A 23,749-nucleotide genomic window follows, 5' to 3' on the forward strand; every position below is an offset into this window, starting at 1 on the left:
GGAGGAGAGGGGCTGCCTTCAACAAGGGCGTTCACCGATGCTTCCCGCAGCCCTCACAAAGAAAGCTCCAGCCCTACCAGCGCTGATGCACATGCGGCGCGATCAGCCGCGCATAGATCTCGCGTGTCGCCGCCATGACATCGGCCGCAAGCGGCGCCAGATCGGCGGCGGCCGCGTTGGCTCGCGCCTGTTCGCCGTTGCGGGCGCCGGGGATCACGACGGTGACGGCGTCGCTCATCAGAATCCAGCGCAGCGCGAAGGCCGCCATGGTGGCGCCGGCAGGCACCAGCTTGCGCACCTCTTCCACCGCCTGCAGGCCAATCTCGAAGGGCACGCCGGCAAAGGTCTCGCCGACATCGAAGGCTTCGCCGTGGCGGTTGAAATTGCGGTGGTCGTCGCTGGCAAAATGCGTCTCGCGGCTGATCTTGCCGGAGAGCAGACCGCTTGCGAGCGGCACGCGGGCGATGACCGCCACGTTTTTGCGGCGTGCTTCGGCAAAGAACAGGTGGTCGGGGCGCTGGCGGAAGATATTGTAGATGATCTGGATGCTAACGACGCCGGGATATTCGATCGCCTTCAGCCCGTCTTCGACCTTTTCGACGCTGACGCCATAGCCCTTGATCTTGCCGGCCTTCTGCAGCGCGTCGAGACTATCGAAGACCTCGGGCTGATAGAACACCTCACGCGGCGGGCAGTGCAGCTGCACGAGGTCGAGGCTGTCGACGGCAAGGTTCTTGAGGCTACGGTCGATGAAACCTTCGAGGTTTGCCTTGGTATAACCTTCGGCGACATGTGGATTGAGGCGGCGGCCCGCCTTGGTGGCGACCATCGGGCGCTCGCCGCCACGCGTCTTCAGCACGTCGGCAATGATTTTTTCCGAGCGGCCGTCGCCATAGACGTCGGCTGTATCGATGAAGGTCATGCCGGCATCGAGCGCGGCACTCAGCGCCGCGCGTCCGTCGGCCTCGCTGATATCGCCCCAGGAGCCGCCGATCTGCCAGGCGCCGAAGCCGACATTGGTGACGGTGAAGGGCATGCGGCCGAAAGCATGGTGTTTCATGACGAAATTCTCCCAAAGCATGTTGCCCGGAAGTGTGCAGCGGTTCCGGGATAACGACATGCGTAAAAACAAGGAACTAAAGCGCGTCGCTCAATGCGACGCGCTTTAAGTGATGAAAGATGTTGGCCTATCAGCCGGGCGGTTATGCGGCAATTGCCGATCCGGGCTTGATCGGTCGCCTCGATGAAATATCGTCAGGTTATAAGGCTTCAACCGCAATGGATGGAAAGAAAAGACTATGGAGATCAAACCCGCCGGCTCCCGCCCCTCGATGAAACCGCCGGCCGATTATTTCACCGGCGCCGTCCGCCAGGACCCGCTGATCGAGCCGCCGGCGCCCGCCCGGGTGCGGGCGACCTCCGTCACCTTCGAACCCGGCGCCCGCACGGCCTGGCATACCCATCCGCTCGGCCAGACGCTGATCATCACCTCGGGCAAGGGGCTTGCCCAGAGCTGGGGCGAGGAAATCCGCGAAATCCGCGCCGGCGACACTGTCTGGTTCGCGCCCGGCGAGAAACATTGGCACGGTGCTTCACCGGACACGGCAATGACCCATATCGCCATTCATGAAGCGTTGGACGGCAGACATGTCGACTGGATGGAGCATGTCAGTGACGAGCAGTATGCCGGCAAGGCGTGAGCCTTTCCAGCAAGCCGCGGGCCGATCAGAGCCGCTTCAGGCAATAGGAAAAATGCGCGTGTGATTCGACCGTCAGGAATTCGAATTGCCAGCCGTAGTCCTTGCAGAATTTGGTCACCGCCTCGACGACCCCATAGACGATCGGCTTGACCGTATTGCCGGTGCAGAAATCGTGACCGGCAATGCGCCCCGTCCGCTTCACCTTCTTTTCACAGAGCAGCAGCTCCTGCCAGGTGAGCTCGAAGGAATGGTCGGTATCGATATAGGCCCAGTCGAGAAAATCGTCCTCGAACTCGGCCAGCTTTTCGAGCGAGGTGCCCTGCATCAGATGCAGCCGTCCGGCTGCGATCTCGGCCGCGAACTGCGTGTGGATCGAATCGAGGCCGGAGCTGTAGCGGTCCATCGACCAGGGATCGATCAGGTAGAGTTGCGCCGGGCGATTCTTTTCCAAGATCTCCGCCGTATAATCGCCGAAGGCTGCCCCCACTTCGACGCCGATGCCGCCGTTCGGGATGCGATAGAGCAGCTCGCCGCGATCCGGCAGCAGCCGGGCGTTTTCCATGTGGTGGGCGCTGAGCGGCGTGCGCGGCATGCTGGCCCTGAGCGCCTGCCTTTCTTCACGTGTCTTCATTTCTGATCTCGGGATTGGGGCGGCTGGCGGCCCTTATGCGGTTGAAAGGAAGGTAGGAGCAGCCGCTGCGGATGACAACGGCATGACAAGAATTTGCTTCTTTCCCACAAAGCGTTAAGTTTCGACTGTGAACTGGCGAAAGAGCCCTGGGAGGAGCGATTTCATGAGACGGATGTGGCCTGAAGAGTTCAATGCCATCATTGCCGATGCGGAGGAAGTGATGCTGGAATCGTCCGACGAGCCCGGCGGCGAAGCGCCGCTGCACAGGAAGGCGCTGAAAGCGCGCATCGCCATGGAAGATTACGAGCGAATCTGGCCGCTCGCCGAGATGCGCTTCCGGCTGGGCGAGGGACAATTCGCCGGCAAGGCCATCACGCTCATCACCACCAACCCGCACTACCATCCCTGGCATCCGAAGGATGGCGGCAGCATCGAATCGGTCTCGGACAGCGGCCGCCACTACAAGACGGATTATCTCATCGTCCATTTCCTGCTCGATGACGTAAGGGAAACCTCGCCGGCCTGACGGCTGCCCCGGTGTTACCAAGGGGCGACACCGGGGACGCTGACGCCGAGTTGATCTCGCGCCTGATGACATTGGCGGCGATATCGCTAAGCTCGCCGGATTATCCTTATGAAATTGGAGGTTCCCGTGACGGGCAATGTGCTGGATATCCCGGTCAAGACTGTGGATGGTCGTGAAACCGCGCTCAGCGAATACAAGGGCAGGGTGCTGTTGATCGTCAACGTCGCCTCGAAATGCGGGCTCACGCCGCAATATGAGGGGCTTGAAAAACTTTACGGCGAAAAGCGCGAGCGCGGCTTCGTCGTCGCCGCTTTCCCCGCCAACGACTTCAAGGGCCAGGAGCCCGGCACCGACGCCGAGATCCTCGATTTCTGCACCAGCACTTACGATGTCACCTTCCCGATCTTCTCGAAGATTTCGGTGAAGGGCGAGGCCCAGCACCCGCTTTACCGGCAGCTGACCAAATCTGGCGTGAAGACGACCGGCGACGGCCCGATGCGCGAGCGCTTGAAATCCCACGGCATAGCAGCCGGTGACGAGGACGATGTTCTCTGGAACTTCGAAAAATTCCTGATCGGCCGCGACGGCAAGGTGGCCGCCCGATTCGCGCCTACGTGACGGCGGATGATTCGCGCCTGGTTTCGGCCGTGGACAAGGAACTGGCGAAGGGATGAATGCCTCCGGCTGCCAGGCCTATCGGGGTGCAATGATTTGCGAAGGCGCTGAGCGTCTTCAGATCCCAAGCATGGTCACAAGCGGCGGCGTGAAGTCCTTGAAGCCCAATCTCGGCCAGTCGCACCTCGCGTCAAATTGCGTCTTTGGTTTGTGGCGCTGGCAGTTCGGCTTCGTCTTGAATGCATAGCCAGGCAGGTTGACATAGGTGGGACTTGGCGCGCCAACGGCAATCGCGATGCACAGCGTCAATACGGAGCAGAGAGTTCTCATGACACCCCTCCAGGCGTGAGAAACCTTCAAGCGCGGAGACTTCCCGGGCGCCGAATATTCCCACTTTTGCTGCCCCGCATCCATTCGCCCAATCGGAGGTGGCGCGGCAGTGGGAGTAGTCCGTTTTGGTGGAGGTCTCAGACGGCGAGCGCATCCGAATCTGCCGGACGTCGCGCCTTGCTGCGCCGAAATTTCTCCCGAATACGCATATGGGTACGAAGGAGCGCCGAGCGCCGGTCTGCAAGCCGGCGATATCACTTGGGTATTTGACGCTAACAGGAGAAAAAATGGTGGGCGATGAGAGACTCGAACTCCCGACATCCTCGGTGTAAACGAGGCGCTCTACCAACTGAGCTAATCGCCCATCGCTTGCGAAGCCGGATCGGCCTGCCGCGTTGGTGGCCGTGATCTATGCGGATCGAGGCAAAACCGCAAGAGTGTTTGTGAAGATTTTTTGATTTTTTTGGCGGCAGTCCCTCTCTTCGCGGCGCCGGTTGGGAGCGGCGGGGCTGTGGATAAAGGGGAGGGAAGGCGGCGGGCATGTCGGCTTCGATCGTGTTGTCGGCTTCGATCGGGCAGTCGGTGCCGCAGCGGCAAACGGAATTGCCGGCTTTTCATTCTCTCCGCATGGTCTTTGCCGAAACAATTCAACGACTGTCATGGTTTTGTCTCCAAACCTGCTTGACACTAAAAGGCGAACCCCGTAGTTAGCCGCTCATCGAAACGGGCAGCCGTTTTTGGTGAGGGTGCGAAGGCATCCGGATTGCTTGAAATGAAGTGCGGGTGTAGCTCAGTCGGTTAGAGTGCCGGCCTGTCACGCCGGAGGTCGCGGGTTCGAGCCCCGTCACTCGCGCCATTTCAAAAGAGGCGTCAAATCGCCGCCGTCCGGTTCTTCCGTCCATTATGCGCGGGTGTAGCTCAGTCGGTTAGAGTGCCGGCCTGTCACGCCGGAGGTCGCGGGTTCGAGCCCCGTCACTCGCGCCATTCTCTTCCGAAAGCCATGCAGTTTCCAGGGGTCAGGCATGCAGCTTGAATCAGCTTCTGCGGATTTGTCGCGACATCGTTGCATCTGCTTGATAATGTCCGCGCGCGACGCGTCGAATTGCCTCTGTAAAAGTCTTGCGCCGGGGCTTCGGCTGCGCTAACCACGGCTTGTTGCAACGCACGTTCGCTTGCCGGGCAATTGCCCAAATGCGCCGCCTGGCGCCTCCGGCAAGCAAGGATGAACATGATGACTGAACTGCTCAGTTCCTATATTCCGATCGCTATCTTCATTGGTATCGCGCTTGTCATCGGCCTGGCGCTGCTCATTGCGCCGTTCGCCGTGGCTTTCAAAGCGCCCGATTCGGAAAAGCTCTCGGCTTACGAATGCGGCTTCAACGCTTTCGACGATGCCCGCATGAAGTTCGACATCCGCTTCTATCTCGTTTCGATCCTCTTTATCATCTTCGATCTCGAAGTCGCCTTCCTCTTCCCCTGGGCCGTTTCCTTCGGCGCCATCGGCTGGTTCGGCTTCTGGTCCATGATGGTCTTCCTCCTCGTGCTGACCATCGGCTTTATCTATGAATGGAAAAAGGGAGCCCTGGAATGGGAGTGACCCCTGTAAGCAATCAGCCGCTCGTCGCCCAGCAGCCGAAGGGGATCATCGATCCCTCGACCGGCAAGCCGATCGGCAGCAATGACGCATTCTTTGGCGAGATCAACAACGAGCTCGCCGACAAGGGTTTCCTCGTCACCTCGACCGACGAGCTGATCAACTGGGCTCGCACCGGCTCGCTGATGTGGATGACCTTCGGCCTTGCCTGCTGCGCTGTCGAAATGATGCAGCTGTCGATGCCGCGTTATGACGTCGAGCGTTTCGGTTTTGCGCCGCGCGCCTCACCGCGCCAGTCCGACGTGATGATCGTCGCCGGCACGCTGACCAACAAGATGGCGCCCGCTCTGCGCAAGGTCTACGACCAGATGCCCGAGCCGCGCTACGTCATCTCGATGGGCTCCTGCGCCAATGGCGGTGGCTACTATCACTATTCCTATTCCGTGGTGCGCGGCTGCGACCGCGTCGTGCCGATCGACATCTACGTGCCGGGCTGTCCCCCCACGGCGGAAGCGCTGCTCTATGGCGTGCTTCTGCTGCAGAAGAAGATCCGACGCACCGGCACGATCGAACGCTAAGGGTTAAGGACAAGGCATATGAGTGAAGCCCTGACTGAGCTTGCGTCCTATCTTGGCGAAGCGCGCGGCAACCTGATCGCCGCATCGCAGCTGAAGTATGGCGAGCTGACGCTGACGGCGACGGGTGAAAACCTGATCCCGCTTCTGACCTTCCTGCGTGACGACGCCAAATGCGGTTTCGTCAACCTGATCGATATTTGCGGTGTCGACTGGCCGCAGCGCGAGCTGCGCTTCGATGTCGTCTATCACCTGCTGTCGCCGAAGACGAATCTGCGCATCCGCGTCAAGGTCGCAACCGACGAAGATACGCCCGTTCCGTCCGCTTGCGCCGTCTATCCGGGTGCTGACTGGTTCGAACGCGAAACGTGGGACATGTACGGCGTTCTCTTCACCGGCCATCCTGATCTGCGCCGCATCCTGACCGACTATGGCTTCGAAGGCCATCCGTTGCGCAAGGACTTTCCGACGACAGGTTTCGTCGAAGTCCGTTACGACGATGCTGCAAAGCGCGTCGTATACGAGCCGGTCGAGCTTAAACAGGAATTCCGCAACTTCGACTTCATGTCGCCTTGGGAGGGAACAGAATATGTTCTCCCCGGTGATGAAAAAGCGAAGCAATAAATTCAAGGCGGATGGCGGCTTTTGCCGCCACGCACCGGTTATCTGAGAACGCGAGCCCATCGCCATGACAGAACATAACGTCCGCAACTTCAACATCAATTTCGGACCACAGCATCCGGCGGCGCACGGCGTTCTTCGTCTTGTCCTGGAGCTTGACGGCGAAATTGTGGAGCGGGTCGATCCGCATATCGGCCTCTTACACCGCGGCACCGAGAAGCTGATCGAGACCAAAACCTATCTTCAGGCCGTGCCCTATTTCGATCGTCTCGATTACGTCGCGCCGATGAACCAGGAGCATGCTTATGCGCTGGCCGTCGAAAGGCTGCTTGGCATCGAGATCCCGATCCGCGGCCAGCTGATCCGCGTGCTTTATTCGGAAATTGGCCGCATCCTGTCGCATCTCCTGAACGTCACGACGCAGGCGATGGACGTCGGCGCGCTGACGCCGCCGCTCTGGGGCTTCGAGGAGCGTGAAAAGCTGATGGTGTTCTATGAACGCGCCAGCGGTTCGCGCATGCATGCCGCCTACGTTCGTCCCGGCGGCGTCCACCAGGACCTGCCGGAAAAGCTCGTGCAGGATATCGGCGACTGGTGCGATCCTTTCCTCAAGGCGCTCGACGACATCGACAACCTGTTGACCGGCAACCGCATCTTCAAGCAGCGCAACGTCGATATCGGCGTCGTCTCGCTGGAAGATTGCTGGGCCTGGGGCTTCTCTGGCGTCATGGTGCGCGGTTCGGGCGCTGCCTGGGATCTGCGTCGCGCCCAGCCTTACGAATGTTATTCCGATCTCGAATTCGACATTCCGATCGGCAAGAACGGCGACAACTACGACCGCTACCTGATCCGCATGATCGAGATGCGCCAATCGGTGCGTATCATGAAGCAGTGCGTCAATCGCCTGCTGTCGGATGCCAAGACCGGTCCTTTCTCGTCGATCGACGGCAAGGTCGTGCCGCCGAAGCGCGGCGAGATGAAGCGCTCGATGGAAGCGCTGATTCACCACTTCAAGCTTTATACCGAAGGCTATCACGTGCCGGCCGGCGAAGTGTACGCCGCCGTCGAAGCGCCGAAGGGCGAATTCGGCGTCTATCTCGTCTCCGATGGCTCCAACAAGCCGTATCGCTGCAAGATCCGCGCCCCCGGTTACGCGCATCTGCAGGCGATGGACTTTATGTGCCGCGGCCACCAGCTTGCCGACGTCGCAGCCGTGCTCGGCTCGCTCGACATCGTCTTCGGCGAGGTAGACCGCTGATGCAGCGTCTGCCGTTTGCCGTCGCTCTCCTTCTTGCGGCATCCGGGGTTTCGGCTCAGGAGGCCGACACCCTCGGCACGCCGTTGGGCCACAAGGAAGTGACGCCGCCGGCGGCGCAAGCGTCCATGGGCGAGCTTTTGTCCAAGGGCTATCAGATCAAGGCTGCCATCCCGAATGGCAGCAAATTCGTCGTATTTATGCAGAAAGACCAGTCGGCCTATGCCTGCGAAATGCAGTCTTTGACCGCTTCGCGGTGTGGAACCCTAAACTGACAAGGCGTGAGGAAGAATGTCCGTTCGTCGATTAGCCGAAGATCAATTTCAGCCTGCCGCATTCGCTTTCAGCGATGAAAATGCGGTCTGGGCGGACAAGACGATCCAGAAATACCCCGCCGGCCGCCAGCAGTCGGCGGTCATTCCGCTGCTGATGCGAGCGCAGGAACAGGACGGCTGGGTCACGCGCGCGGCGATCGAAAAGATCGCCGACATGCTCGACATGGCCTATATCAGAGTGCTCGAGGTCGCGACCTTCTATACGCAGTTCCAGCTGCATCCCGTCGGCACGCGGGCCCATGTCCAGGTCTGCGGCACCACGCCCTGCATGCTGCGCGGTTCGGAAGCGCTGATGTCGGTCTGCAAGAGCAAGATCCATGCCCATCCCTTCGAGCGCAATGCCGAAGGCACGCTGTCGTGGGAAGAGGTCGAATGTCTTGGCGCCTGCGTCAACGCCCCGATGGTGATGATCGGCAAGGACACCTATGAGGATCTGACGCCCGCGCGTCTCGAAGAGATCATCGATACCTTCGCCGCCGGCAATGGCGCGAGCATCAAGCCGGGCACCCAGATCGACCGCATATTCTCGGCGCCGGAAGGAGGCCCGACCTCGCTGACGACGGATGAGCCGAAGGCAAGGACACGCGCCAAGAAGGCTGATGCCGAAAGCGTATCGGCTCCGGTTGACGCTGCTCCGGTTCCGCCCTCCGAGGCCGCCCGCCCGAAGAGCACTGATGCCGAGACCAATGCGGCTCTGAAGACGCCGGCAACGGCGCCGAAGGCTGCGGCGAAGAACGCCAAGGCAGCTCAGGAACAGCCGGTTTCCGGCACCGCGGCTGCCGAGCCGGCCCCGGCCGTCAAGGCCGAAGCCGCGGCGGCGAAGCCCAGCCTGGCCGACAAGAACCGCCCGGCCGGCATCGAAAAGCCCGCCGCCCCGGATGATCTGAAGATGATCTCTGGCGTCGGTCCGAAGATCGAGGCGACGCTGAACGAAATCGGCATCTTCACCTTCGCGCAGGTCGCAAGCTGGAAGAAGGCCGAACGCGAATGGGTCGACGGCTACCTGAACTTCCGCGGCCGCATCGAGCGCGACGACTGGGTCAAGCAGGCCAAGGCGCTCGCCAAGGGCGGCGAAGCGGAATATATCAAGGTCTTCGGCAAGAAGCCGCGGTAAGAGGTGAAGCATGTTACAAGATAAAGACCGCATCTTTACCAATATCTACGGCCTCAAGGACAAGTCCCTGAAGGGCGCGATGAGCCGCGGCCACTGGGACGGCACCAAGCAGATCCTCGAAAAAGGCCGTGACTGGATCATCAACGAGATGAAGGCCTCGGGCCTGCGCGGCCGCGGCGGCGCCGGTTTCCCCACCGGTCTCAAATGGTCCTTCATGCCGAAGGAAAGTGACGGCCGCCCACATTATCTCGTTGTCAATGCCGACGAATCCGAGCCCGGCACCTGCAAGGACCGCGACATCATGCGCCACGATCCGCATACGCTGATCGAAGGCTGCGTCGTCGCCAGTTTCGCCATGGGCGCCAATGCCGCCTACATCTATGTGCGCGGCGAATATATCCGCGAGCGCGAAGCGCTGCAGGCGGCGATCGACGAATGTTATGACTACGGCCTGCTCGGCAAGAACAACAAGCTCGGCTGGGACATGGACATCTACGTCCATCACGGCGCCGGCGCCTATATCTGCGGCGAGGAAACCGCACTGCTCGAAAGCCTCGAAGGCAAGAAGGGCCAGCCGCGCCTGAAGCCGCCGTTCCCGGCCAATATGGGCCTCTACGGCTGCCCGACGACGGTTAATAATGTCGAGTCGATCGCTGTGGCGCCGACGATCCTGCGCCGCGGCGCCGGCTGGTTTTCCTCTATCGGCCGTCCGAACAATGTCGGGACCAAGCTGTTCATGCTCTCCGGCCACGTCAACAAGCCGTGCACCGTCGAAGAGGAAATGGGCATCACCTTCCGCGAACTGGTCGACCGCCATGCCGGCGGCATCCGCGGCGGCTGGGACAATCTGCTCGCCGTCATTCCGGGCGGCGCATCCTGCCCGATCGTTCCGGCCAAGGACATCATCGACTGCCCGATGGATTTCGACGGCCTGCGCGGCGTCGGCTCCTCCTTCGGAACGGCCGCTGCGATCGTCATGGACAAGTCCACCGACGTCATCAAGGCGATCGCCCGCATCTCCGCCTTCTTCAAGCACGAGAGCTGCGGCCAGTGCACGCCCTGCCGCGAAGGCACCGGCTGGATGTGGCGGGTGATGGAACGGATGGCCAAGGGCAATGCCCAGAAGCGCGAAATCGACATGCTGTTCCAGGTGACCAAGCAGATCGAAGGCCACACCATCTGCGCGCTCGGCGACGCAGCCGCATGGCCGGTGCAGGGTCTGATCCGTAACTTCCGCCCCGAGATCGAAAAGCGCATCGACCAGTATACGGCCAGCGCGCTCGATCACGGCGCTGTTCTGGAGGCGGCTGAATAATCATGACGGACAAGGCATCCAAGATTGGGAAGAAGGAAGAGACTGCCGATTTCGCGGCCGGCTTCGGCCGTCTTGCTGCCGAGATGCTGGAAAACGCACAGGCGATGCCGGTGCATCCGTTGATGGCGCATCCCGCCGCAGCCTTTGCCGCAGCAACGGCGATCGGCTTCGGTTTCTCGACGCAGATGGCGGGCGCCTTTTTCGGAGCCTTCCAGAGCGCTCTGGAAACGACCGGCAAGCTTGCTGCCGCTCTCGACGACACGCCGCCGGAGGAACCGGCACCGGAAGTCGATATCCGGCCGGAAAATATCCGCCCGACGGTCAAGGCTTTCACCAAGCCCGTTGCGGAGAAGCCGACTGCCGAGAAGAAGTCCGGGCCGAGACTGACGGTGGTCAAGCCCGCCAGCGCGCCGATCCAGGCAAGCGCGCCGATCCAGGCGAGCGAGCCGGCGCCGGCAAGCCAGCCAAAACCGGTCGTGAAGGCAAAACCGGCGGCGCGGGCTGCGAAGGCCGATGATCTCAAGCTGATCGCCGGTATCGGCCCGAAGCTGGAGCAGGTGCTGAACGCCAAGGGCGTTCGCAGCTTTGCCGAGATCGCCGGCTGGAGCGACGAGGACATCGCCCGGCTTGACGCCGAGCTCGGTTTCAACGGCCGCATCGGCCGCGACGACTGGACCGGCCAGGCGAAAATTCTGGCAGGGCGGGGCCGCAGAAGGAAATGAAATGTCCGGCCGGATCAATCGGCCGGAAAGAAGGGCAGATCGGCGCAGGGGCGGGGGCCCCACGCTGCAGATGCCGGTGCGGTTCCGGACCTGGAACGCGCGATAGAGAATTTGGGCGACATCAGCTGCCAGCAGGACGAAAGATCCGGCTTGGCAATGAGACTGTTGCAAAAATAGGTTTGTTTGCCGTCTTCAGGCAAACGGGAAACAGGACTGAGCGACGATGGCAAAACTGAAGATTGACGGCAACGAGATCGAAGTTCCGGATCATTTCACGCTGTTGCAGGCGTGCGAAGACGCCGGCGCCGAGGTTCCGCGCTTCTGCTTCCATGAGCGGCTGTCGGTTGCCGGCAATTGCCGCATGTGCCTTGTCGAAGTGAAGGGCGGCCCGCCGAAGCCGCAGGCTTCCTGCGCCATGAGCGTTCGCGACATTCGCGGCGGCCCGAACGGCGAACTGCCCGAGGTCTTCACCAACACGCCGATGGTCAAGAAGGCCCGCGAAGGCGTGATGGAATTCCTGCTGATCAACCATCCGCTCGATTGCCCGATCTGCGACCAGGGCGGCGAATGCGACCTGCAGGACCAGGCGATGGCCTTCGGCATCGATACCTCGCGCTACCAGGAAGACAAGCGTGCCGTCGAGGACAAGTATATCGGCCCGCTCGTCAAGACGGTGATGAACCGCTGCATCCACTGCACGCGCTGCGTTCGCTTCACCACCGAGGTCGCCGGCATTTCCGAACTCGGCCTGATCGGCCGCGGCGAAGACGCCGAGATCACCACCTATCTCGAACAGGCGATGACCTCCGAACTGCAGGGCAACGTCGTCGACCTTTGCCCGGTCGGCGCGCTCACCTCCAAGCCTTTCGCCTTCACCGCGCGCCCCTGGGAACTGAACAAGACCGAATCGATCGACGTCATGGACGCCGTCGGTTCGGCGATCCGCGTCGATACCCGCGGCCGCGAAGTCATGCGCATCCTGCCGCGCGTCAACGAGGCGATCAACGAGGAGTGGATTTCCGACAAGAGCCGCTTCATCTGGGACGGCCTGAAGACCCAGCGCCTCGACCGGCCCTATGTCCGCCGCGACGGCCGCCTGCAGCCGGCGAGCTGGGCCGAGGCCTTCGGTGCCATCAAAGCCGCCGTCGGCGCCACCTCGGGCGACAAGATCGGCGCGATCGCGGGCGATCTTGCTTCCGTCGAGGAAATGTATGCGCTGTCCGAACTGGTGAAGTCGCTCGGATCGGAAAACCTCGACTGTCGCCAGGATGGGACGGCACTCGATCCGTCGCTCGGCCGCGCAAGCTACCTTTTCAACCCGACCATCGCAGGCATCGACCAGGCCGACGCGCTGCTGATCATCGGCGCCAATCCGCGCTTCGAGGCGGCTATCCTCAATGCCCGCATCCGCAAGCGCTGGCGCCGCGGCAAGTTTCCGATCGGCGTCATCGGAGAGCCGGGCGAACTGCGTTACAGCTATGATTATCTCGGCGCCGGTCCCGACACGCTGAAGGATCTGGTCGATGGCACCCACGCTTTTGCCGACGTCCTGAAGAATGCCGCCAAGCCGATGATCATCATCGGCCAGGGTGCGTTGTCGCGCACTGACGGCGCCGGCGTCCTTGCCAGCGCCGCCAAGCTTGCCGGTTCGGTCGGCGCGGTCGTCGAAGGCTGGAACGGCTTTGCCGTTCTTCACACCGCCGCCTCGCGCGTCGGCGGCCTCGACCTCGGTTTCGTGCCGGGTGCCAAGGGTGTCAATGCCGCTGAAATGCTGACGTCGATGGACGTGCTTTTCCTGCTCGGCGCCGACGAACTCGACTTCACCGCCAAGAAGGCGGGGCTGACTGTCTATATCGGCTCGCATGGTGATAACGGCGCCCATCATGCCGACGTCATCCTGCCGGCCGCAGCCTATACGGAAAAGTCCGGCACCTGGGTCAACACCGAAGGCCGCGTCCAGATGGGCAGCCGCGCCGGCTTTGCGCCGGGTGATGCCCGTGAGGACTGGGCCATTATCCGCGCCCTTTCCGACGTGCTCGGCAAGAAGCTTCCCTTCGATTCGCTGAGTGAACTGCGTGGCCGGCTCTATGCCGCTTTCCCGCATTTCGCCGCCATCGACGAGATCGCCGAAACCGATAGCGCCCAAATTGCCGCAGTTGCGAAAAAAGCCGGCAAGGTGAACAAGTCAGGGTTTGCGTCGCCGGTCAAAGACTTCTATTTGACGAACCCGATAGCGCGGGCCTCGGCTGTCATGGCCGAGTGCTCGGCATTGGCCCGCAACAACTTCAAAGTCGCGGCAGAGTAAGGGCAGGGGACCATGGATTCTTTCTTTTCGACCTATGTCTTGCCGGCGATCATCATGGTCGGTCAGTCGCTGCTGCTTCTGGTCTGCCTTCTCGTCTTCATCGCCTATGTGCTGCTCGCCGACCGCAAGATCTGGGCGGCCGTGCAGCTGCGCCGCGGCCCGAACGTCGTCGGTCCCTTCGGCCTGTTCCAGTCCTTCGCCGACCTTCTGAAGTTCGTCTTCAAGGAGCCGATCATTCCGGCCGGCGCCAACAAGGCGGTCTTCCTGCTTGCCCCGCTGGTGACGGTGCTTCTGGCGCTGTCCACCTGGGCGGTGGTGCCGCTCGCCGACGGATGGGTGATCGCCAACATCAATGTCGGCATCCTCTACATCTTCGCTATCTCCTCGCTCGAAGTCTACGGCATCATCATGGGCGGCTGGGCTTCGAACTCGAAGTATCCGTTTCTGGGCGCCCTGCGCTCGGCGGCACAGATGGTCTCCTACGAAGTCTCTATCGGCTTCGTCATCGTCACCGTGCTGCTCTGCGTCGGTTCGCTGAACCTCACCGATATCGTCAATGCACAGCATACCGGCCTCGGCACGATGCTCGGCCTGCCTGCCTCGTTCCTCGACTGGCACTGGCTGTCGCTTTTCCCGATGTTCATCGTCTTCTTCATTTCGGCGCTGGCCGAGACCAACCGTCCGCCCTTCGACCTTCCAGAGGCCGAATCGGAACTGGTCGCCGGCTTCATGGTCGAATACGGCTCCTCGCCATACATGATGTTCATGCTCGGCGAATATGCGGCCGTCTGCCTGATGTGCGCGCTGACGACGATCCTTTTCCTGGGCGGCTGGCTGCCCCCGGTCGATATCTGGGTCCTCAACTGGGTGCCGGGCATCATCTGGTTCACACTGAAGGCTTGCCTGGTGTTCTTCATGTTCGCGATGGTCAAGGCCTTCGTCCCGCGCTACCGCTACGACCAGCTCATGCGTCTCGGCTGGAAGGTCTTCCTGCCGCTGTCGCTCGCCATGGTCATCATCGTTGCATTCGTGCTGAAACTGATGGGATGGGCTTGATGACGCTCGCTCTCGTTTCCGGCAAAATTGGAGGTTGAAGATGGCAAGCTTGTCCAGCTCCATCAACTCGCTGTTCCTCAAGGAATTCTTTGGCGCGTTCTTTCTGTCGATGCGCTATTTCTTCCGCCAGAAGGCGACCATCAACTACCCCTTCGAGAAGGGCCCGGTGTCTCCGCGTTTCCGCGGCGAGCATGCGTTGCGCCGCTATCCGAACGGCGAGGAACGCTGCATCGCCTGCAAGCTATGCGAGGCGATCTGTCCCGCCCAGGCCATCACAATCGAGGCTGGTCCGCGCCGCAACGACGGCACGCGCCGCACCGTGCGCTACGACATCGACATGGTGAAGTGCATCTATTGCGGCTTCTGCCAGGAAGCCTGCCCTGTTGACGCGATCGTCGAGGGTCCGAATTTCGAATTTGCGACGGAAACCCGCGAAGAGCTCTATTTCGACAAGGCGCGCCTTCTCGATAACGGAGACCGTTGGGAGCGCGAAATCGCCCGCAATATCGCGATCGACTCGCCGTACCGCTGATTGGGTTTAGACATGCCGCAAGGGAGCTTCGCTGCTCCGGTCGCGGTCAATATGCACAGGAGCTTTGCCGGTCAGCCGCGCAAGGCTCTATCGGGCAGAAAAACTCCCGGCTGCCCGGGGGAAGATGAAAAAGGCACCAACATGGGTCTGCAGGCTCTATTTTTCTATCTTTTCGCCTTTGTCGCGATAGCGTCGGCGTTCATGGTCATCTGGGCAAAGAACCCGGTTCACTCGGTTCTGTTCCTGATCCTGGTGTTCTTCAACGCGGCCGGCCTCTTCCTGCTGGCCGGTGCCGAATTCCTGGCGATGATCCTGCTGGTCGTCTATGTCGGCGCCGTCGCCGTCCTCTTCCTCTTCGTGGTGATGATGCTCGATATCGACTTCACCGAGCTGAGGGCAGGGGTTCTCGAATATGCGCCGATCGGCGGGCTGATCGGGATTATTCTCGCCGCCGAGCTGATCGTCGTCATCGGCGGCAGCGTCATCTCGCCCGAGATCGCCAAGACCGTCGCCATGCCGATCCCGGCGCTGACGGAGCGCACCAATACGGCCGCCCTCGGCGACGTGCTCTACACCAATTACGTCTACTTCTTCCAGATCGCCGGTCTGGTTCTGCTGGTCGCCATGATCGGCGCCATCGTGCTGACGCTCCGGCACCGCACCAACATCAAGCGGCAGAATATCCCCAGGCAGGTTGCCCGCACGCCCGCCACCGCCGTCGAGGTGGTTTCGGTCAAGCCCGGGCAGGGCGTCTAAAGGCAGGTCAAGGAACAAAGAACATGGTCATCGGTCTTTCCCACTACCTGACGGTCAGCGCCATCCTCTTCACGCTCGGCGTCTTCGGCATCTTCCTGAACCGGAAGAACGTCATCGTCATCCTGATGTCGGTCGAACTGATCCTGCTTTCCGTCAACATCAACATGGTCGCCTTCTCCCATTTCCTGAACGACATCGTCGGACAGGTCTTTGCGCTGTTCATCCTGACGGTGGCGGCTGCCGAGGCGGCGATCGGTCTTGCAATTCTCGTTGTCTTCTACCGCAACCGCGGCTCGATCGCGGTCGAAGACGTCAATATGATGAAGGGCTGAGTGGCTCATGTTCCTCTATAAGGCTATCGTCTTTCTTCCCTTGATCGGTGCGATCGTCGCCGGCCTGTTCGGCCGCGCCATCGGCGCCAAGGCTTCGGAATATGTCACCAGCGGCCTGATGATCATCGCCGCCATCCTCTCCTGGTACGTCTTCTTCACCGTCGGCATGGGCCATGCCGAAGGCGGCCCGATCAAGGTCGAGGTGCTGCGCTGGATCCAGTCCGGCGGCATCGATGTTTCCTGGTCGCTGCGGGTGGATACGCTGACCTCGGTGATGCTGGTCGTCGTCAACACGGTCTCGATGCTGGTTCACGTCTATTCGATCGGTTACATGCATACCGATCCGCATCGGCCGCGCTTCTTCGCCTATCTCTCGCTCTTCACCTTCGCCATGCTGATGCTGGTGACGGCCGACAACCTGGCGCAGATGTTCTTCGGCTGGGAAGGTGTCGGTCTCGCCTCCTATCTGCTGATCGGCTTCTGGTTCAAGAAGCCGTCGGCGACGGCTGCGGCGATGAAGGCCTTCATCGTCAACCGCGTCGGCGACTTCGGTTTCGTGCTCGGCATTGCCGGTGTCTTCGTGCTGTTCGGCGCGATCAATCTCGACACGATCTTCGCCAATGCCTCGAATTTCGCTCCGCATGAAGGCGGCGGCGAGGCGGGTGAAGTGATCCTCAACCTCTTCGGTATGCAGCTCGACAAGGCGCATGCGCTGACCGGCGTCTGCCTGCTGCTCTTCATGGGCGCCATGGGCAAGTCGGCGCAGTTCCTGCTGCACACCTGGCTGCCGGATGCCATGGAAGGCCCGACCCCGGTCTCGGCCCTCATCCATGCCGCCACCATGGTCACCGCCGGCGTCTTCCTCGTCGCCCGCATGTCGCCGCTGTTCGAACTGTCGCCGGATGCACTTGTTGTCGTCACCGTGATCGGCGCGATCACCGCCTTCTTCGCGGCGACCGTTGGCCTCGTGCAGAACGACATCAAGCGCGTCATCGCCTATTCCACGTGCTCGCAGCTCGGCTACATGTTCGTGGCCCTCGGGGTAGGGGCCTACGGCGCGGCAATCTTCCACCTGTTCACGCATGCCTTCTTCAAGGCGCTGCTCTTCCTCTGCGCCGGCTCGGTCATCCACGCCGTCGATGGTGAGCAGGACATGCGCTACATGGGTGGCCTGCGGCCGCACATCAAGGTGACGTTCTGGATGATGATCATCGGCACGCTGGCGATCACCGGCGTCGGCATTCCCTTCACGCCGATCGGCTTTGCCGGCTTCTTCTCCAAGGACGTGATCATCGAGGCGACCTATGCATCGCATTCGCCGGTCTCGGGCTTCGCCTTCTCATTGCTGGTCATCGCCGCACTGTTCACCAGCTTCTATTCCTGGCGCCTGATCTTCATGACCTTCTTCGGCAAGCCGCGCGCTTCGCATGAGGTCATGCATCACGTCCACGAATCACCGCAGGTCATGCTGGTGCCGCTCTATCTTCTTGCGATCGGCGCGGTATTTGCCGGCGTGATCTTCGAAGGCCGGTTCTACGGTGAGGAATATGCCGAGTTCTGGAAGGGCGCGCTCTTTACCGGCGCCGAGAATGAACTCGTTGAACAGTTTCACCACGTGCCGGCGCTCGTTGGCCTCAGCCCCTTCATCGCCATGTTGCTCGGTTTCGTCACTGCCTGGTACATGTATATCCGCTCGCCGCAGACGCCGCGCGTCCTCGCCAAGCAGCACCGGGTGCTCTACCACTTCCTCTTGAACAAGTGGTACTTCGACGAACTCTACGACTTCCTCTTCGTCCGCACGGCAAGGGCCCTTGGCCGCTTCCTGTGGAAGAAGGGTGATGTCGGCGTCATCGACACCTACGGCCCGAACGGTGTCGCGGCCCGAGTCGTTGCCGTCACCGACCGCGTCGTCCGCCTGCAGACCGGTTACCTCTATCACTATGCCTTCGCCATGCTGATCGGCATTGCGGCGCTCGTTACCTGGATGATGCTCGGGAGTTCCTTCTGATGACCGATTGGCCTATTCTTTCAACGGTCACCTTCCTGCCGCTCGCCGGCGTGGTGCTCCTGCTGCTGATGAACGGCGAGAGCGAGAGCGGCCGCAAGAACGTGCTGTGGATCTCGCTGATCACCACCGTCTTCACCTTCATCGTCTCGCTCGTCATCTGGATCGGCTTCGACAATGCCAATCCGGGCTTCCAGATGGAACAGAAGTTTAACTGGCTAGGCACCGGCATCGGCTATCATGTCGGCGTCGACGGCATCTCGATGCTGTTCGTCATCCTGTCGACCTTCCTCATGCCCTTCTGCGTGCTGGCGAGCTGGCTCTCGATCGAGAAGCGCCTGAAGGAATACATGATCGCCTTCCTCATCTTGGAAACGATGATGATCGGCGTTTTTGTCTCGCTCGATATCGTGCTCTTCTACGTCTTCTTCGAGGCGGGCCTCATTCCGATGTTCCTGATCATCGGCGTCTGGGGTGGCAAGGACCGCGTCTATGCGAGCTACAAGTTCTTCCTCTATACGTTGCTCGGCTCGGTGCTGATGCTGCTCGCCATCATGGCGATGTACTGGCAGGCTGGAACGACGGACATTACCGCGCTGCTCGCCTACAAGTTCCCGCCGGCGCTGCAGACCTGGCTCTGGCTTGCCTTCTTCGCCTCGTTTGCGGTGAAGATGCCGATGTGGCCGGTTCATACCTGGCTTCCGGATGCGCACGTTCAGGCGCCGACAGCAGGTTCGGTGATCCTGGCCGGCGTCCTGCTGAAGCTCGGCGGCTACGGTCTCATCCGCTTCTCGCTCGGCATGTTCCCGGTGGCATCCGATTATTTCGCGCCGTTCGTCTTCGCGCTGTCGGTCATCGCCATCATCTACACCTCGCTGGTGGCGATGATGCAGGACGATATCAAGAAGCTGATCGCCTATTCCTCGGTGGCGCACATGGGCTATGTGACCATGGGCATCTTCGCCGCCAACATGCAGGGCGTTCAGGGTTCGATCTTCCAGATGCTGTCGCACGGCATCGTCTCGGGCGCGCTCTTCCTCTGTGTCGGCGTCGTCTATGACCGCACCCACACCCGCGAGATCAACGCCTATGGCGGCCTCGTCAACAACATGCCGAAATATGCCGTCGCCATGATGGTCTTCACCATGGCCAATGTCGGGCTTCCCGGTACCTCGGGCTTTATCGGCGAGTTCCTGACGCTAATCGGCGTCTTCCGGGTCAACACCTGGGTCGCACTCTTTGCCGCCACCGGCGTCATTCTCTCGGCCGCCTATGCGCTCTGGCTCTATCGCCGGGTGATCTTCGGCGCGCTGGAGAAGGAAAAGCTGAAGGCGCTGCTCGACCTTTCCAGACGCGAACAGCTGATCCTCTACCCGCTGGTCGCACTGACCATCTTCTTCGGCGTTTACCCGGCTCCGGTCTTCGATGCCACGGCCGCCTCGGTGGATCTGCTGGTCAACAACTACACGGCCGCCGTGCACGCAGCGCAGAATATTGCGCTGTCTATGAATTGATGACGGGACTTATCGGACATGACCGCTGAAACAATCCTCCTCAGTCTGCATCTTTCCGTGCCGGAGCTGATCCTCGCGGTCGGCGCCCTGGTCCTGTTGATGGTCGGCGTCTTCTCAGGCGAGCGGTCGGGCCTCGTCGTCACCGGCCTCGCCATCGTGCTGCTGCTGGCTCCCGCCCTGTGGCTGCTCTTCGTGCCGGCCGAAGGCCTTGCCTATGGCGGCGTCTACATGGCCGACGGCTTCTCCCGCTTCATGAAGCTGGTGGCGCTCATCGGCTCGCTGGTCGCCCTGTTCATGACGATGGGCCACGCCCGCGAAAACCAGCTCGACAAGTTCGAGTTCCCGGTTCTGCTGGTGCTCGCGACCCTCGGCATCCTGCTGATGATCTCGGCCAACGACCTGATCTCGCTCTATCTCGCGCTGGAACTGCAGTCGCTGGCGCTCTATGTCGTCGCCGCGATCAACCGCGACAGCCTGAAGTCGACCGAAGCCGGCCTGAAATATTTCGTCCTCGGCGCGCTTTCCTCCGGCATGCTGCTCTACGGCATGTCGCTGGTCTATGGCTTCACCGGCCATACCCATTTCGCCGAAATTGCCCAGGCGCTGTCGGTCGAGGGCGCACGGTCGCTCGGCCTCGTCTTCGGCCTGGTCTTCATCCTCGCCGGCATTGCCTTCAAGATCTCCGCCGTTCCCTTTCACATGTGGACGCCCGACGTCTATGAAGGCGCGCCGACGCCGGTCACCGCCTTCCTGGCCGCAGCCCCCAAGGTCGCCGCCATGGCGATGATGACCCGCATCGTCATCACCGCCTTCCAGCCGGTTCTGGCCGACTGGCAGCAGGTCGTCGTCTTCATCTCGATCGCCTCGATGCTGCTCGGCTCGTTCGCGGCGATCGGCCAGAGAAACATCAAGCGACTGATGGCCTATTCTTCGATCGGTCACATGGGCTATGCGCTGGTCGGCCTGGCCGCCGGCAACCAGACCGGTGTTTCCGGCGTCATGCTTTACATGGTCATCTATATGGTCATGACACTCGGAACCTTTGCGATCATCATGTCGATGCGCCGCAAGGACGGCACTGTCGTCGAAGACGTCTATGATCTCGCCGGCCTTTCCACGACCAACCCGTTCATGGCCGTAGTGCTGACGGCGCTGATGTTCTCGCTTGCCGGCATTCCGCCGCTCGCCGGCTTCTTCGCCAAGTATTTCGTCTTCGTCGCGGCGATCGAAGCCAAGCTCTATGCGCTGGCCATCATCGGCGTTCTCGCCTCGGTCGTCGGCGCCTATTATTATCTGCGCGTCATCAAGCTGATGTGGTTCGATGAGGCGACCGGCGAATTCGCCCGGGTCTCCGGCGCCCTGCGTTTGGTGTTCGGTCTCTCCGGTCTCTTCGTCACCGCCTATGTGCTGATCGGGGGGCCGATCGGCGGTGCGGCAGAGCTTGCCGCCGCGACGCTGTTTTAATGGTTTCCGACAGACGGCGCCGGATATCGCTCGGCGATTTCAGGCACGAGGGGCTGTCGGAAACATCGTCCACCAATAGCGAATGCCTCGCCCGGGCGCGGGCGGGCGACCCCGGAAATCTCTGGGTGACGGCCGAGCGGCAGACCGGCGGCCGTGGCCGCCGCGGCCGCCTCTGGGTGTCCGAACGCGGCAATCTCTACGCTTCCCTTCTGTTGATCGACCCGGCGCCAATGGAGCGCCTCGGCTCGCTGCCGCTGGCCATTGCCGTCGCCGTGCACCAGGCGATCCGCCAGGTGCTGCCGCCGGGCGCCGAACCGCTCGAGGTCAAATGGCCGAACGATATTCTGATCGGTCGAAAGAAGACCTGCGGCATCCTCGTCGAGGGCGAGCAGCTGCCGGACGGCCGTTACGCGCTGATCGTCGGCATCGGCATCAATGTCTCGGTGATGCCTGATAATCCGCTCTATCCCGTCACCTGTCTGCGTCAGCATGCGAGCGCGGCTTCGCCGGAAGAGCTCTTCGCCCATCTCTTCGCGGCGATGGCGGATGTGCTCGATCAATGGGACCAGGGCCGCGGCATTGCCGAGATCACGGCGCGCTGGCGCGCTATTGCCTGTGGCATCGGCGAAAAGATCACGGTGAATTTACCGGACCGATCGATTTCCGGACAATTCGCCGGAATTGATGATAAGGGCTTGTTGATGCTCGATATCGGCGCTGGCAGGATCATGCCCATTGCAGCCGGTGATGTGTTTTTTGGATAGCGGAAAAAACGAAAATTATGGCGAAACAGGACGAATTGGTATTCCTGCCTCTGGGTGGCGTTGGCGAGATCGGCATGAATCTCGCTCTGTATGGCTACGGCCCGCCCGAGCACCGCCAGTGGATCATGGTCGATTGCGGCGTCACCTTTCCTGGCCCGGATCTGCCGGGCGTCGACCTCGTCCTGCCCGACATCCGCTTCCTCGCCAGCGAACGCAAGAACCTCAAGGCGATCATCATCACCCATGCCCATGAAGACCATTATGGCGCGCTTGCCGATCTCTGGCCCGGTCTCAACGTGCCGGTCTATGCTTCCGGCTTTACCGCTGGCCTGCTTGAAGCCAAACGCAATTTCGAGAAGGCGAGGATCGGCGAAGTGCCGGTAACGCTGTTCAAGGCGGGCGATAAGATTAATGTCGGCCCCTTCAGCATCGAAGGTGTGGCCGTCAACCATTCCATCCCCGAGCCGATGTCGCTGATGATCCGCACGCCGGCCGGCAATGTCATTCATACCGGCGACTGGAAGATCGACCACGAGCCCTCGCTCGGGCCGCTGACCGATGAGACGCGGTTCCGTCAGCTCGGCGACGAGGGCGTGTTGGCCCTGATGTGCGATTCCACCAATGCGCTGCGCGACGGTGTTTCGCCCTCCGAAAAGGATGTCTCGGAAAGCCTGCGCAAGATCATCGAAGATGCTGAAGGCCGGGTGGCGATCACCACCTTCTCGTCGAATGTCGGCCGCATCCGCACCGTCGCCGAGGCTGCCGAGGCGGCCGGCCGCGAAGTGCTACTGCTCGGCAGCTCTCTGAAGCGGGTCGTCGACGTCGCTCAGGATATCGGCCTGATGGAGGGCGTGAAGCCCTTCATCTCCGAGGAGGAATACGGCTATATCCCGCGCGACAAGGTCGTCGTCATCCTGACCGGCAGCCAGGGCGAAGCGCGGGCAGCCCTTGCCAAACTCTCCCGCGACGAAATGCGCAATGTAGCCTTTGCGGCAGGCGATATCGTCGTTTTTTCCTCACGTGCCATTCCCGGCAACGAGAAGGCGATCCAGGACATCAAGAACGGCCTCGTCGAGCAGGGCGTGCACATCATCACCGATATCGAGGCGCTCGTCCATGTTTCCGGCCATCCGCGCCGCAACGAGCTGCAGCGCATGTACGAGTGGACGCGGCCGAAGATCGTCGTGCCGGTGCATGGCGAGGCGACGCACCTGACGGCGCACAAGGAGCTTGCCGAGCAATCCGGCATTTCGATCGTTCCGCGGGTGCGCAATGGCGATATCCTGCGGCTGGCGCCCGGTCCGGTCGAGGTGATCGGCGAAGCGCCGCACGGCCGTATCTACAAGGACGGCATGCTTATCGGCGATTTCGACGAGATGGGGATCGGCGAGCGCAAGAAACTCTCCTATGTCGGCCATGTCGCGGTCAGCATCGTGCTCGACGCGCGTTATGATATCGTCGGCGATCCCGATCTCGTCTCGATCGGCCTGCCTGTTTATGACGACGAGGGCGATGAGATGGAGGATACGCTCTTCGACGCGGCGATCAGCGCTATCGAAAGCATTCCGCGGGCCCGCCGCAAGGATCTGGACATGCTGCAGGAGGCCGTTCGCCGCGCCATCCGCGCCGCTGCCAACCAGAGCTGGGGCAAGAAGCCCGTCGTTACCGCCTTCGTCACCAAGGTCTGA

The 23,749-nt window shown here is 61.5% G+C and carries 23 protein-coding genes, 3 tRNA genes and 1 pseudogene; 23 read left to right on the forward strand and 4 right to left on the reverse strand.

Features of this window, described 5'->3' with window-relative positions; translation table 11 throughout:
- Positions 1-73 precede the first annotated feature (73 nt).
- On the reverse strand, positions 74-1,060 hold the full coding sequence (locus AMC88_RS08185; protein ID WP_064825087.1) for an aldo/keto reductase: 987 nt from the start codon (positions 1,058-1,060) through the stop codon (positions 74-76).
- Between the two features lie 238 nt (positions 1,061-1,298).
- Here AMC88_RS08185 and AMC88_RS08190 point away from each other — a divergent pair, with 238 nt between their 5' ends.
- Positions 1,299-1,700, forward strand: coding sequence for a (R)-mandelonitrile lyase (locus tag AMC88_RS08190; protein ID WP_004680024.1), 402 nt, complete (start codon positions 1,299-1,301; stop codon positions 1,698-1,700).
- Between the two features lie 25 nt (positions 1,701-1,725).
- Here AMC88_RS08190 and AMC88_RS08195 read toward each other — a convergent pair whose 3' ends face one another.
- The gene (locus AMC88_RS08195; protein WP_004680026.1) at positions 1,726-2,331 is read right to left on the reverse strand and encodes a class I SAM-dependent methyltransferase; all 606 of its coding nucleotides are present in this window, start codon (positions 2,329-2,331) and stop codon (positions 1,726-1,728) included.
- Between the two features lie 163 nt (positions 2,332-2,494).
- Here AMC88_RS08195 and AMC88_RS08200 point away from each other — a divergent pair, with 163 nt between their 5' ends.
- Together AMC88_RS08200 and AMC88_RS08205 are read left to right on the forward strand one after the other, a co-directional pair.
- A complete protein-coding gene (locus AMC88_RS08200) occupies positions 2,495-2,857 on the forward strand; it encodes a hypothetical protein (protein ID WP_037118522.1) in 363 nt (120 codons plus the stop codon).
- A gap of 126 nt (positions 2,858-2,983) precedes the next feature.
- Positions 2,984-3,531 (forward strand): annotated as a pseudogene (locus tag AMC88_RS08205) (glutathione peroxidase).
- A 58-nt stretch (positions 3,532-3,589) separates the two neighbouring features.
- Here the strand turns inward: AMC88_RS08205 and AMC88_RS34590 are convergent.
- On the reverse strand, positions 3,590-3,802 hold the full coding sequence (locus AMC88_RS34590; protein ID WP_080574779.1) for a hypothetical protein: 213 nt from the start codon (positions 3,800-3,802) through the stop codon (positions 3,590-3,592).
- Between the two features lie 288 nt (positions 3,803-4,090).
- Positions 4,091-4,166, reverse strand: a tRNA-Val gene (locus tag AMC88_RS08215).
- A 415-nt stretch (positions 4,167-4,581) separates the two neighbouring features.
- Between AMC88_RS08215 and AMC88_RS08220 the strand changes: the two genes are divergently transcribed.
- The 20 genes from AMC88_RS08220 (at position 4,582) to AMC88_RS08315 (ending at position 23,749) form a co-directional block, all read left to right on the forward strand.
- Positions 4,582-4,658: transfer RNA gene (locus AMC88_RS08220), tRNA-Asp, on the forward strand.
- Between the two features lie 51 nt (positions 4,659-4,709).
- Positions 4,710-4,786, forward strand: a tRNA-Asp gene (locus AMC88_RS08225).
- Positions 4,787-5,033: 247 nt separating this feature from the next.
- Positions 5,034-5,399 (forward strand): NADH-quinone oxidoreductase subunit A, encoded by a 366-nt coding sequence (locus tag AMC88_RS08230; RefSeq protein WP_008521906.1) that lies wholly within the window; start codon positions 5,034-5,036, stop codon positions 5,397-5,399.
- A complete protein-coding gene (locus AMC88_RS08235) occupies positions 5,390-5,974 on the forward strand; it encodes a NuoB/complex I 20 kDa subunit family protein (RefSeq protein ID WP_008521904.1) in 585 nt (194 codons plus the stop codon). The genes AMC88_RS08230 and AMC88_RS08235 overlap by 10 nt, the downstream gene beginning before the upstream one ends.
- 18 nt (positions 5,975-5,992) lie before the next feature.
- A complete protein-coding gene (locus AMC88_RS08240) occupies positions 5,993-6,595 on the forward strand; it encodes an NADH-quinone oxidoreductase subunit C (RefSeq protein WP_064825088.1) in 603 nt (200 codons plus the stop codon).
- Between the two features lie 64 nt (positions 6,596-6,659).
- On the forward strand, positions 6,660-7,850 hold the full coding sequence (locus AMC88_RS08245; protein WP_004680051.1) for an NADH-quinone oxidoreductase subunit D: 1,191 nt from the start codon (positions 6,660-6,662) through the stop codon (positions 7,848-7,850).
- Positions 7,850-8,122: a hypothetical protein gene (locus AMC88_RS08250; protein WP_010023651.1), complete on the forward strand. Its 273-nt coding sequence runs from the start codon at positions 7,850-7,852 to the stop codon at positions 8,120-8,122. Before AMC88_RS08245 ends, AMC88_RS08250 begins: the two co-directional genes overlap by 1 nt.
- A 16-nt stretch (positions 8,123-8,138) precedes the next feature.
- Complete coding sequence (locus tag AMC88_RS08255; RefSeq protein WP_064825089.1) at positions 8,139-9,296, forward strand: NADH-quinone oxidoreductase subunit E; 1,158 nt, start codon at positions 8,139-8,141, stop codon at positions 9,294-9,296.
- A 10-nt stretch (positions 9,297-9,306) separates the two neighbouring features.
- Positions 9,307-10,611, forward strand: coding sequence for an NADH-quinone oxidoreductase subunit NuoF (nuoF, locus tag AMC88_RS08260; protein WP_012483433.1), 1,305 nt, complete (start codon positions 9,307-9,309; stop codon positions 10,609-10,611).
- 2 nt (positions 10,612-10,613) lie between these two features.
- Positions 10,614-11,333, forward strand: a complete 720-nt coding sequence (locus AMC88_RS08265; RefSeq protein ID WP_012483434.1) for a 5' DNA nuclease — start codon at positions 10,614-10,616, stop codon at positions 11,331-11,333.
- 223 nt (positions 11,334-11,556) lie between these two features.
- On the forward strand, positions 11,557-13,638 hold the full coding sequence (gene nuoG, locus AMC88_RS08270) for an NADH-quinone oxidoreductase subunit NuoG (protein WP_012483435.1): 2,082 nt from the start codon (positions 11,557-11,559) through the stop codon (positions 13,636-13,638).
- Between the two features lie 12 nt (positions 13,639-13,650).
- Entirely contained in the window at positions 13,651-14,694 is a 1,044-nt protein-coding gene (gene nuoH / locus AMC88_RS08275) for an NADH-quinone oxidoreductase subunit NuoH (protein WP_012483436.1), read from the forward strand.
- 40 nt (positions 14,695-14,734) lie between these two features.
- Positions 14,735-15,226 (forward strand): NADH-quinone oxidoreductase subunit NuoI, encoded by a 492-nt coding sequence (nuoI, locus tag AMC88_RS08280; RefSeq protein ID WP_004680064.1) that lies wholly within the window; start codon positions 14,735-14,737, stop codon positions 15,224-15,226.
- Between the two features lie 141 nt (positions 15,227-15,367).
- A complete protein-coding gene (locus tag AMC88_RS08285; protein ID WP_012483437.1) occupies positions 15,368-15,982 on the forward strand; it encodes an NADH-quinone oxidoreductase subunit J in 615 nt (204 codons plus the stop codon).
- 23 nt (positions 15,983-16,005) lie between these two features.
- Positions 16,006-16,314 (forward strand): NADH-quinone oxidoreductase subunit NuoK, encoded by a 309-nt coding sequence (gene nuoK, locus AMC88_RS08290; protein ID WP_012483438.1) that lies wholly within the window; start codon positions 16,006-16,008, stop codon positions 16,312-16,314.
- Between the two features lie 7 nt (positions 16,315-16,321).
- Complete coding sequence (gene nuoL, locus AMC88_RS08295; protein WP_064825090.1) at positions 16,322-18,322, forward strand: NADH-quinone oxidoreductase subunit L; 2,001 nt, start codon at positions 16,322-16,324, stop codon at positions 18,320-18,322.
- Positions 18,322-19,833 carry an NADH-quinone oxidoreductase subunit M gene (locus tag AMC88_RS08300; protein ID WP_012483440.1) on the forward strand — a complete coding sequence of 504 codons (1,512 nt, stop codon included), beginning with the start codon at positions 18,322-18,324 and terminating at the stop codon, positions 19,831-19,833. The genes nuoL and AMC88_RS08300 overlap by 1 nt, the downstream gene beginning before the upstream one ends.
- Positions 19,834-19,851: 18 nt before the next feature.
- Positions 19,852-21,297: an NADH-quinone oxidoreductase subunit NuoN gene (gene nuoN, locus AMC88_RS08305; protein WP_016734040.1), complete on the forward strand. Its 1,446-nt coding sequence runs from the start codon at positions 19,852-19,854 to the stop codon at positions 21,295-21,297.
- Entirely contained in the window at positions 21,297-22,061 is a 765-nt protein-coding gene (locus AMC88_RS08310) for a biotin--[acetyl-CoA-carboxylase] ligase (protein WP_012483442.1), read from the forward strand. The genes nuoN and AMC88_RS08310 overlap by 1 nt, the downstream gene beginning before the upstream one ends.
- Positions 22,062-22,078: 17 nt before the next feature.
- On the forward strand, positions 22,079-23,749 hold the full coding sequence (locus tag AMC88_RS08315; protein WP_012483443.1) for a ribonuclease J: 1,671 nt from the start codon (positions 22,079-22,081) through the stop codon (positions 23,747-23,749).

The sequence above is a fragment of the Rhizobium phaseoli genome (genome assembly GCF_001664385.1).
Taxonomy (GTDB): domain Bacteria; phylum Pseudomonadota; class Alphaproteobacteria; order Rhizobiales; family Rhizobiaceae; genus Rhizobium; species Rhizobium phaseoli.

Bases quoted from the DNA above. Each gene is read 5' to 3' on its own strand.
- AMC88_RS08190 (WP_004680024.1), top strand. From the start codon at position 1,299: ATGGAGATCAAACCCGCCGGCTCCCGCCCCTCGATGAAACCGCCGGCC.
- nuoG (WP_012483435.1), top strand. From the start codon at position 11,557: ATGGCAAAACTGAAGATTGACGGCAACGAGATCGAAGTTCCGGATCAT.
- AMC88_RS08265 (WP_012483434.1), top strand. From the start codon at position 10,614: ATGACGGACAAGGCATCCAAGATTGGGAAGAAGGAAGAGACTGCCGAT.
- nuoI (WP_004680064.1), top strand. From the start codon at position 14,735: ATGGCAAGCTTGTCCAGCTCCATCAACTCGCTGTTCCTCAAGGAATTC.
- AMC88_RS08255 (WP_064825089.1), top strand. From the start codon at position 8,139: ATGTCCGTTCGTCGATTAGCCGAAGATCAATTTCAGCCTGCCGCATTC.
- AMC88_RS08315 (WP_012483443.1), top strand. From the start codon at position 22,079: ATGGCGAAACAGGACGAATTGGTATTCCTGCCTCTGGGTGGCGTTGGC.
- AMC88_RS08285 (WP_012483437.1), top strand. From the start codon at position 15,368: ATGGGTCTGCAGGCTCTATTTTTCTATCTTTTCGCCTTTGTCGCGATA.
- AMC88_RS34590 (WP_080574779.1), bottom strand. From the start codon at position 3,802: ATGAGAACTCTCTGCTCCGTATTGACGCTGTGCATCGCGATTGCCGTT.
- AMC88_RS08310 (WP_012483442.1), top strand. From the start codon at position 21,297: ATGGTTTCCGACAGACGGCGCCGGATATCGCTCGGCGATTTCAGGCAC.
- AMC88_RS08230 (WP_008521906.1), top strand. From the start codon at position 5,034: ATGACTGAACTGCTCAGTTCCTATATTCCGATCGCTATCTTCATTGGT.
- nuoN (WP_016734040.1), top strand. From the start codon at position 19,852: ATGACCGCTGAAACAATCCTCCTCAGTCTGCATCTTTCCGTGCCGGAG.
- nuoH (WP_012483436.1), top strand. From the start codon at position 13,651: ATGGATTCTTTCTTTTCGACCTATGTCTTGCCGGCGATCATCATGGTC.
- AMC88_RS08245 (WP_004680051.1), top strand. From the start codon at position 6,660: ATGACAGAACATAACGTCCGCAACTTCAACATCAATTTCGGACCACAG.
- nuoL (WP_064825090.1), top strand. From the start codon at position 16,322: ATGTTCCTCTATAAGGCTATCGTCTTTCTTCCCTTGATCGGTGCGATC.
- AMC88_RS08300 (WP_012483440.1), top strand. From the start codon at position 18,322: ATGACCGATTGGCCTATTCTTTCAACGGTCACCTTCCTGCCGCTCGCC.
- AMC88_RS08235 (WP_008521904.1), top strand. From the start codon at position 5,390: ATGGGAGTGACCCCTGTAAGCAATCAGCCGCTCGTCGCCCAGCAGCCG.
- AMC88_RS08185 (WP_064825087.1), bottom strand. From the start codon at position 1,060: ATGAAACACCATGCTTTCGGCCGCATGCCCTTCACCGTCACCAATGTC.
- AMC88_RS08250 (WP_010023651.1), top strand. From the start codon at position 7,850: ATGCAGCGTCTGCCGTTTGCCGTCGCTCTCCTTCTTGCGGCATCCGGG.
- AMC88_RS08200 (WP_037118522.1), top strand. From the start codon at position 2,495: ATGAGACGGATGTGGCCTGAAGAGTTCAATGCCATCATTGCCGATGCG.
- nuoF (WP_012483433.1), top strand. From the start codon at position 9,307: ATGTTACAAGATAAAGACCGCATCTTTACCAATATCTACGGCCTCAAG.
- AMC88_RS08195 (WP_004680026.1), bottom strand. From the start codon at position 2,331: ATGAAGACACGTGAAGAAAGGCAGGCGCTCAGGGCCAGCATGCCGCGC.
- nuoK (WP_012483438.1), top strand. From the start codon at position 16,006: ATGGTCATCGGTCTTTCCCACTACCTGACGGTCAGCGCCATCCTCTTC.
- AMC88_RS08240 (WP_064825088.1), top strand. From the start codon at position 5,993: ATGAGTGAAGCCCTGACTGAGCTTGCGTCCTATCTTGGCGAAGCGCGC.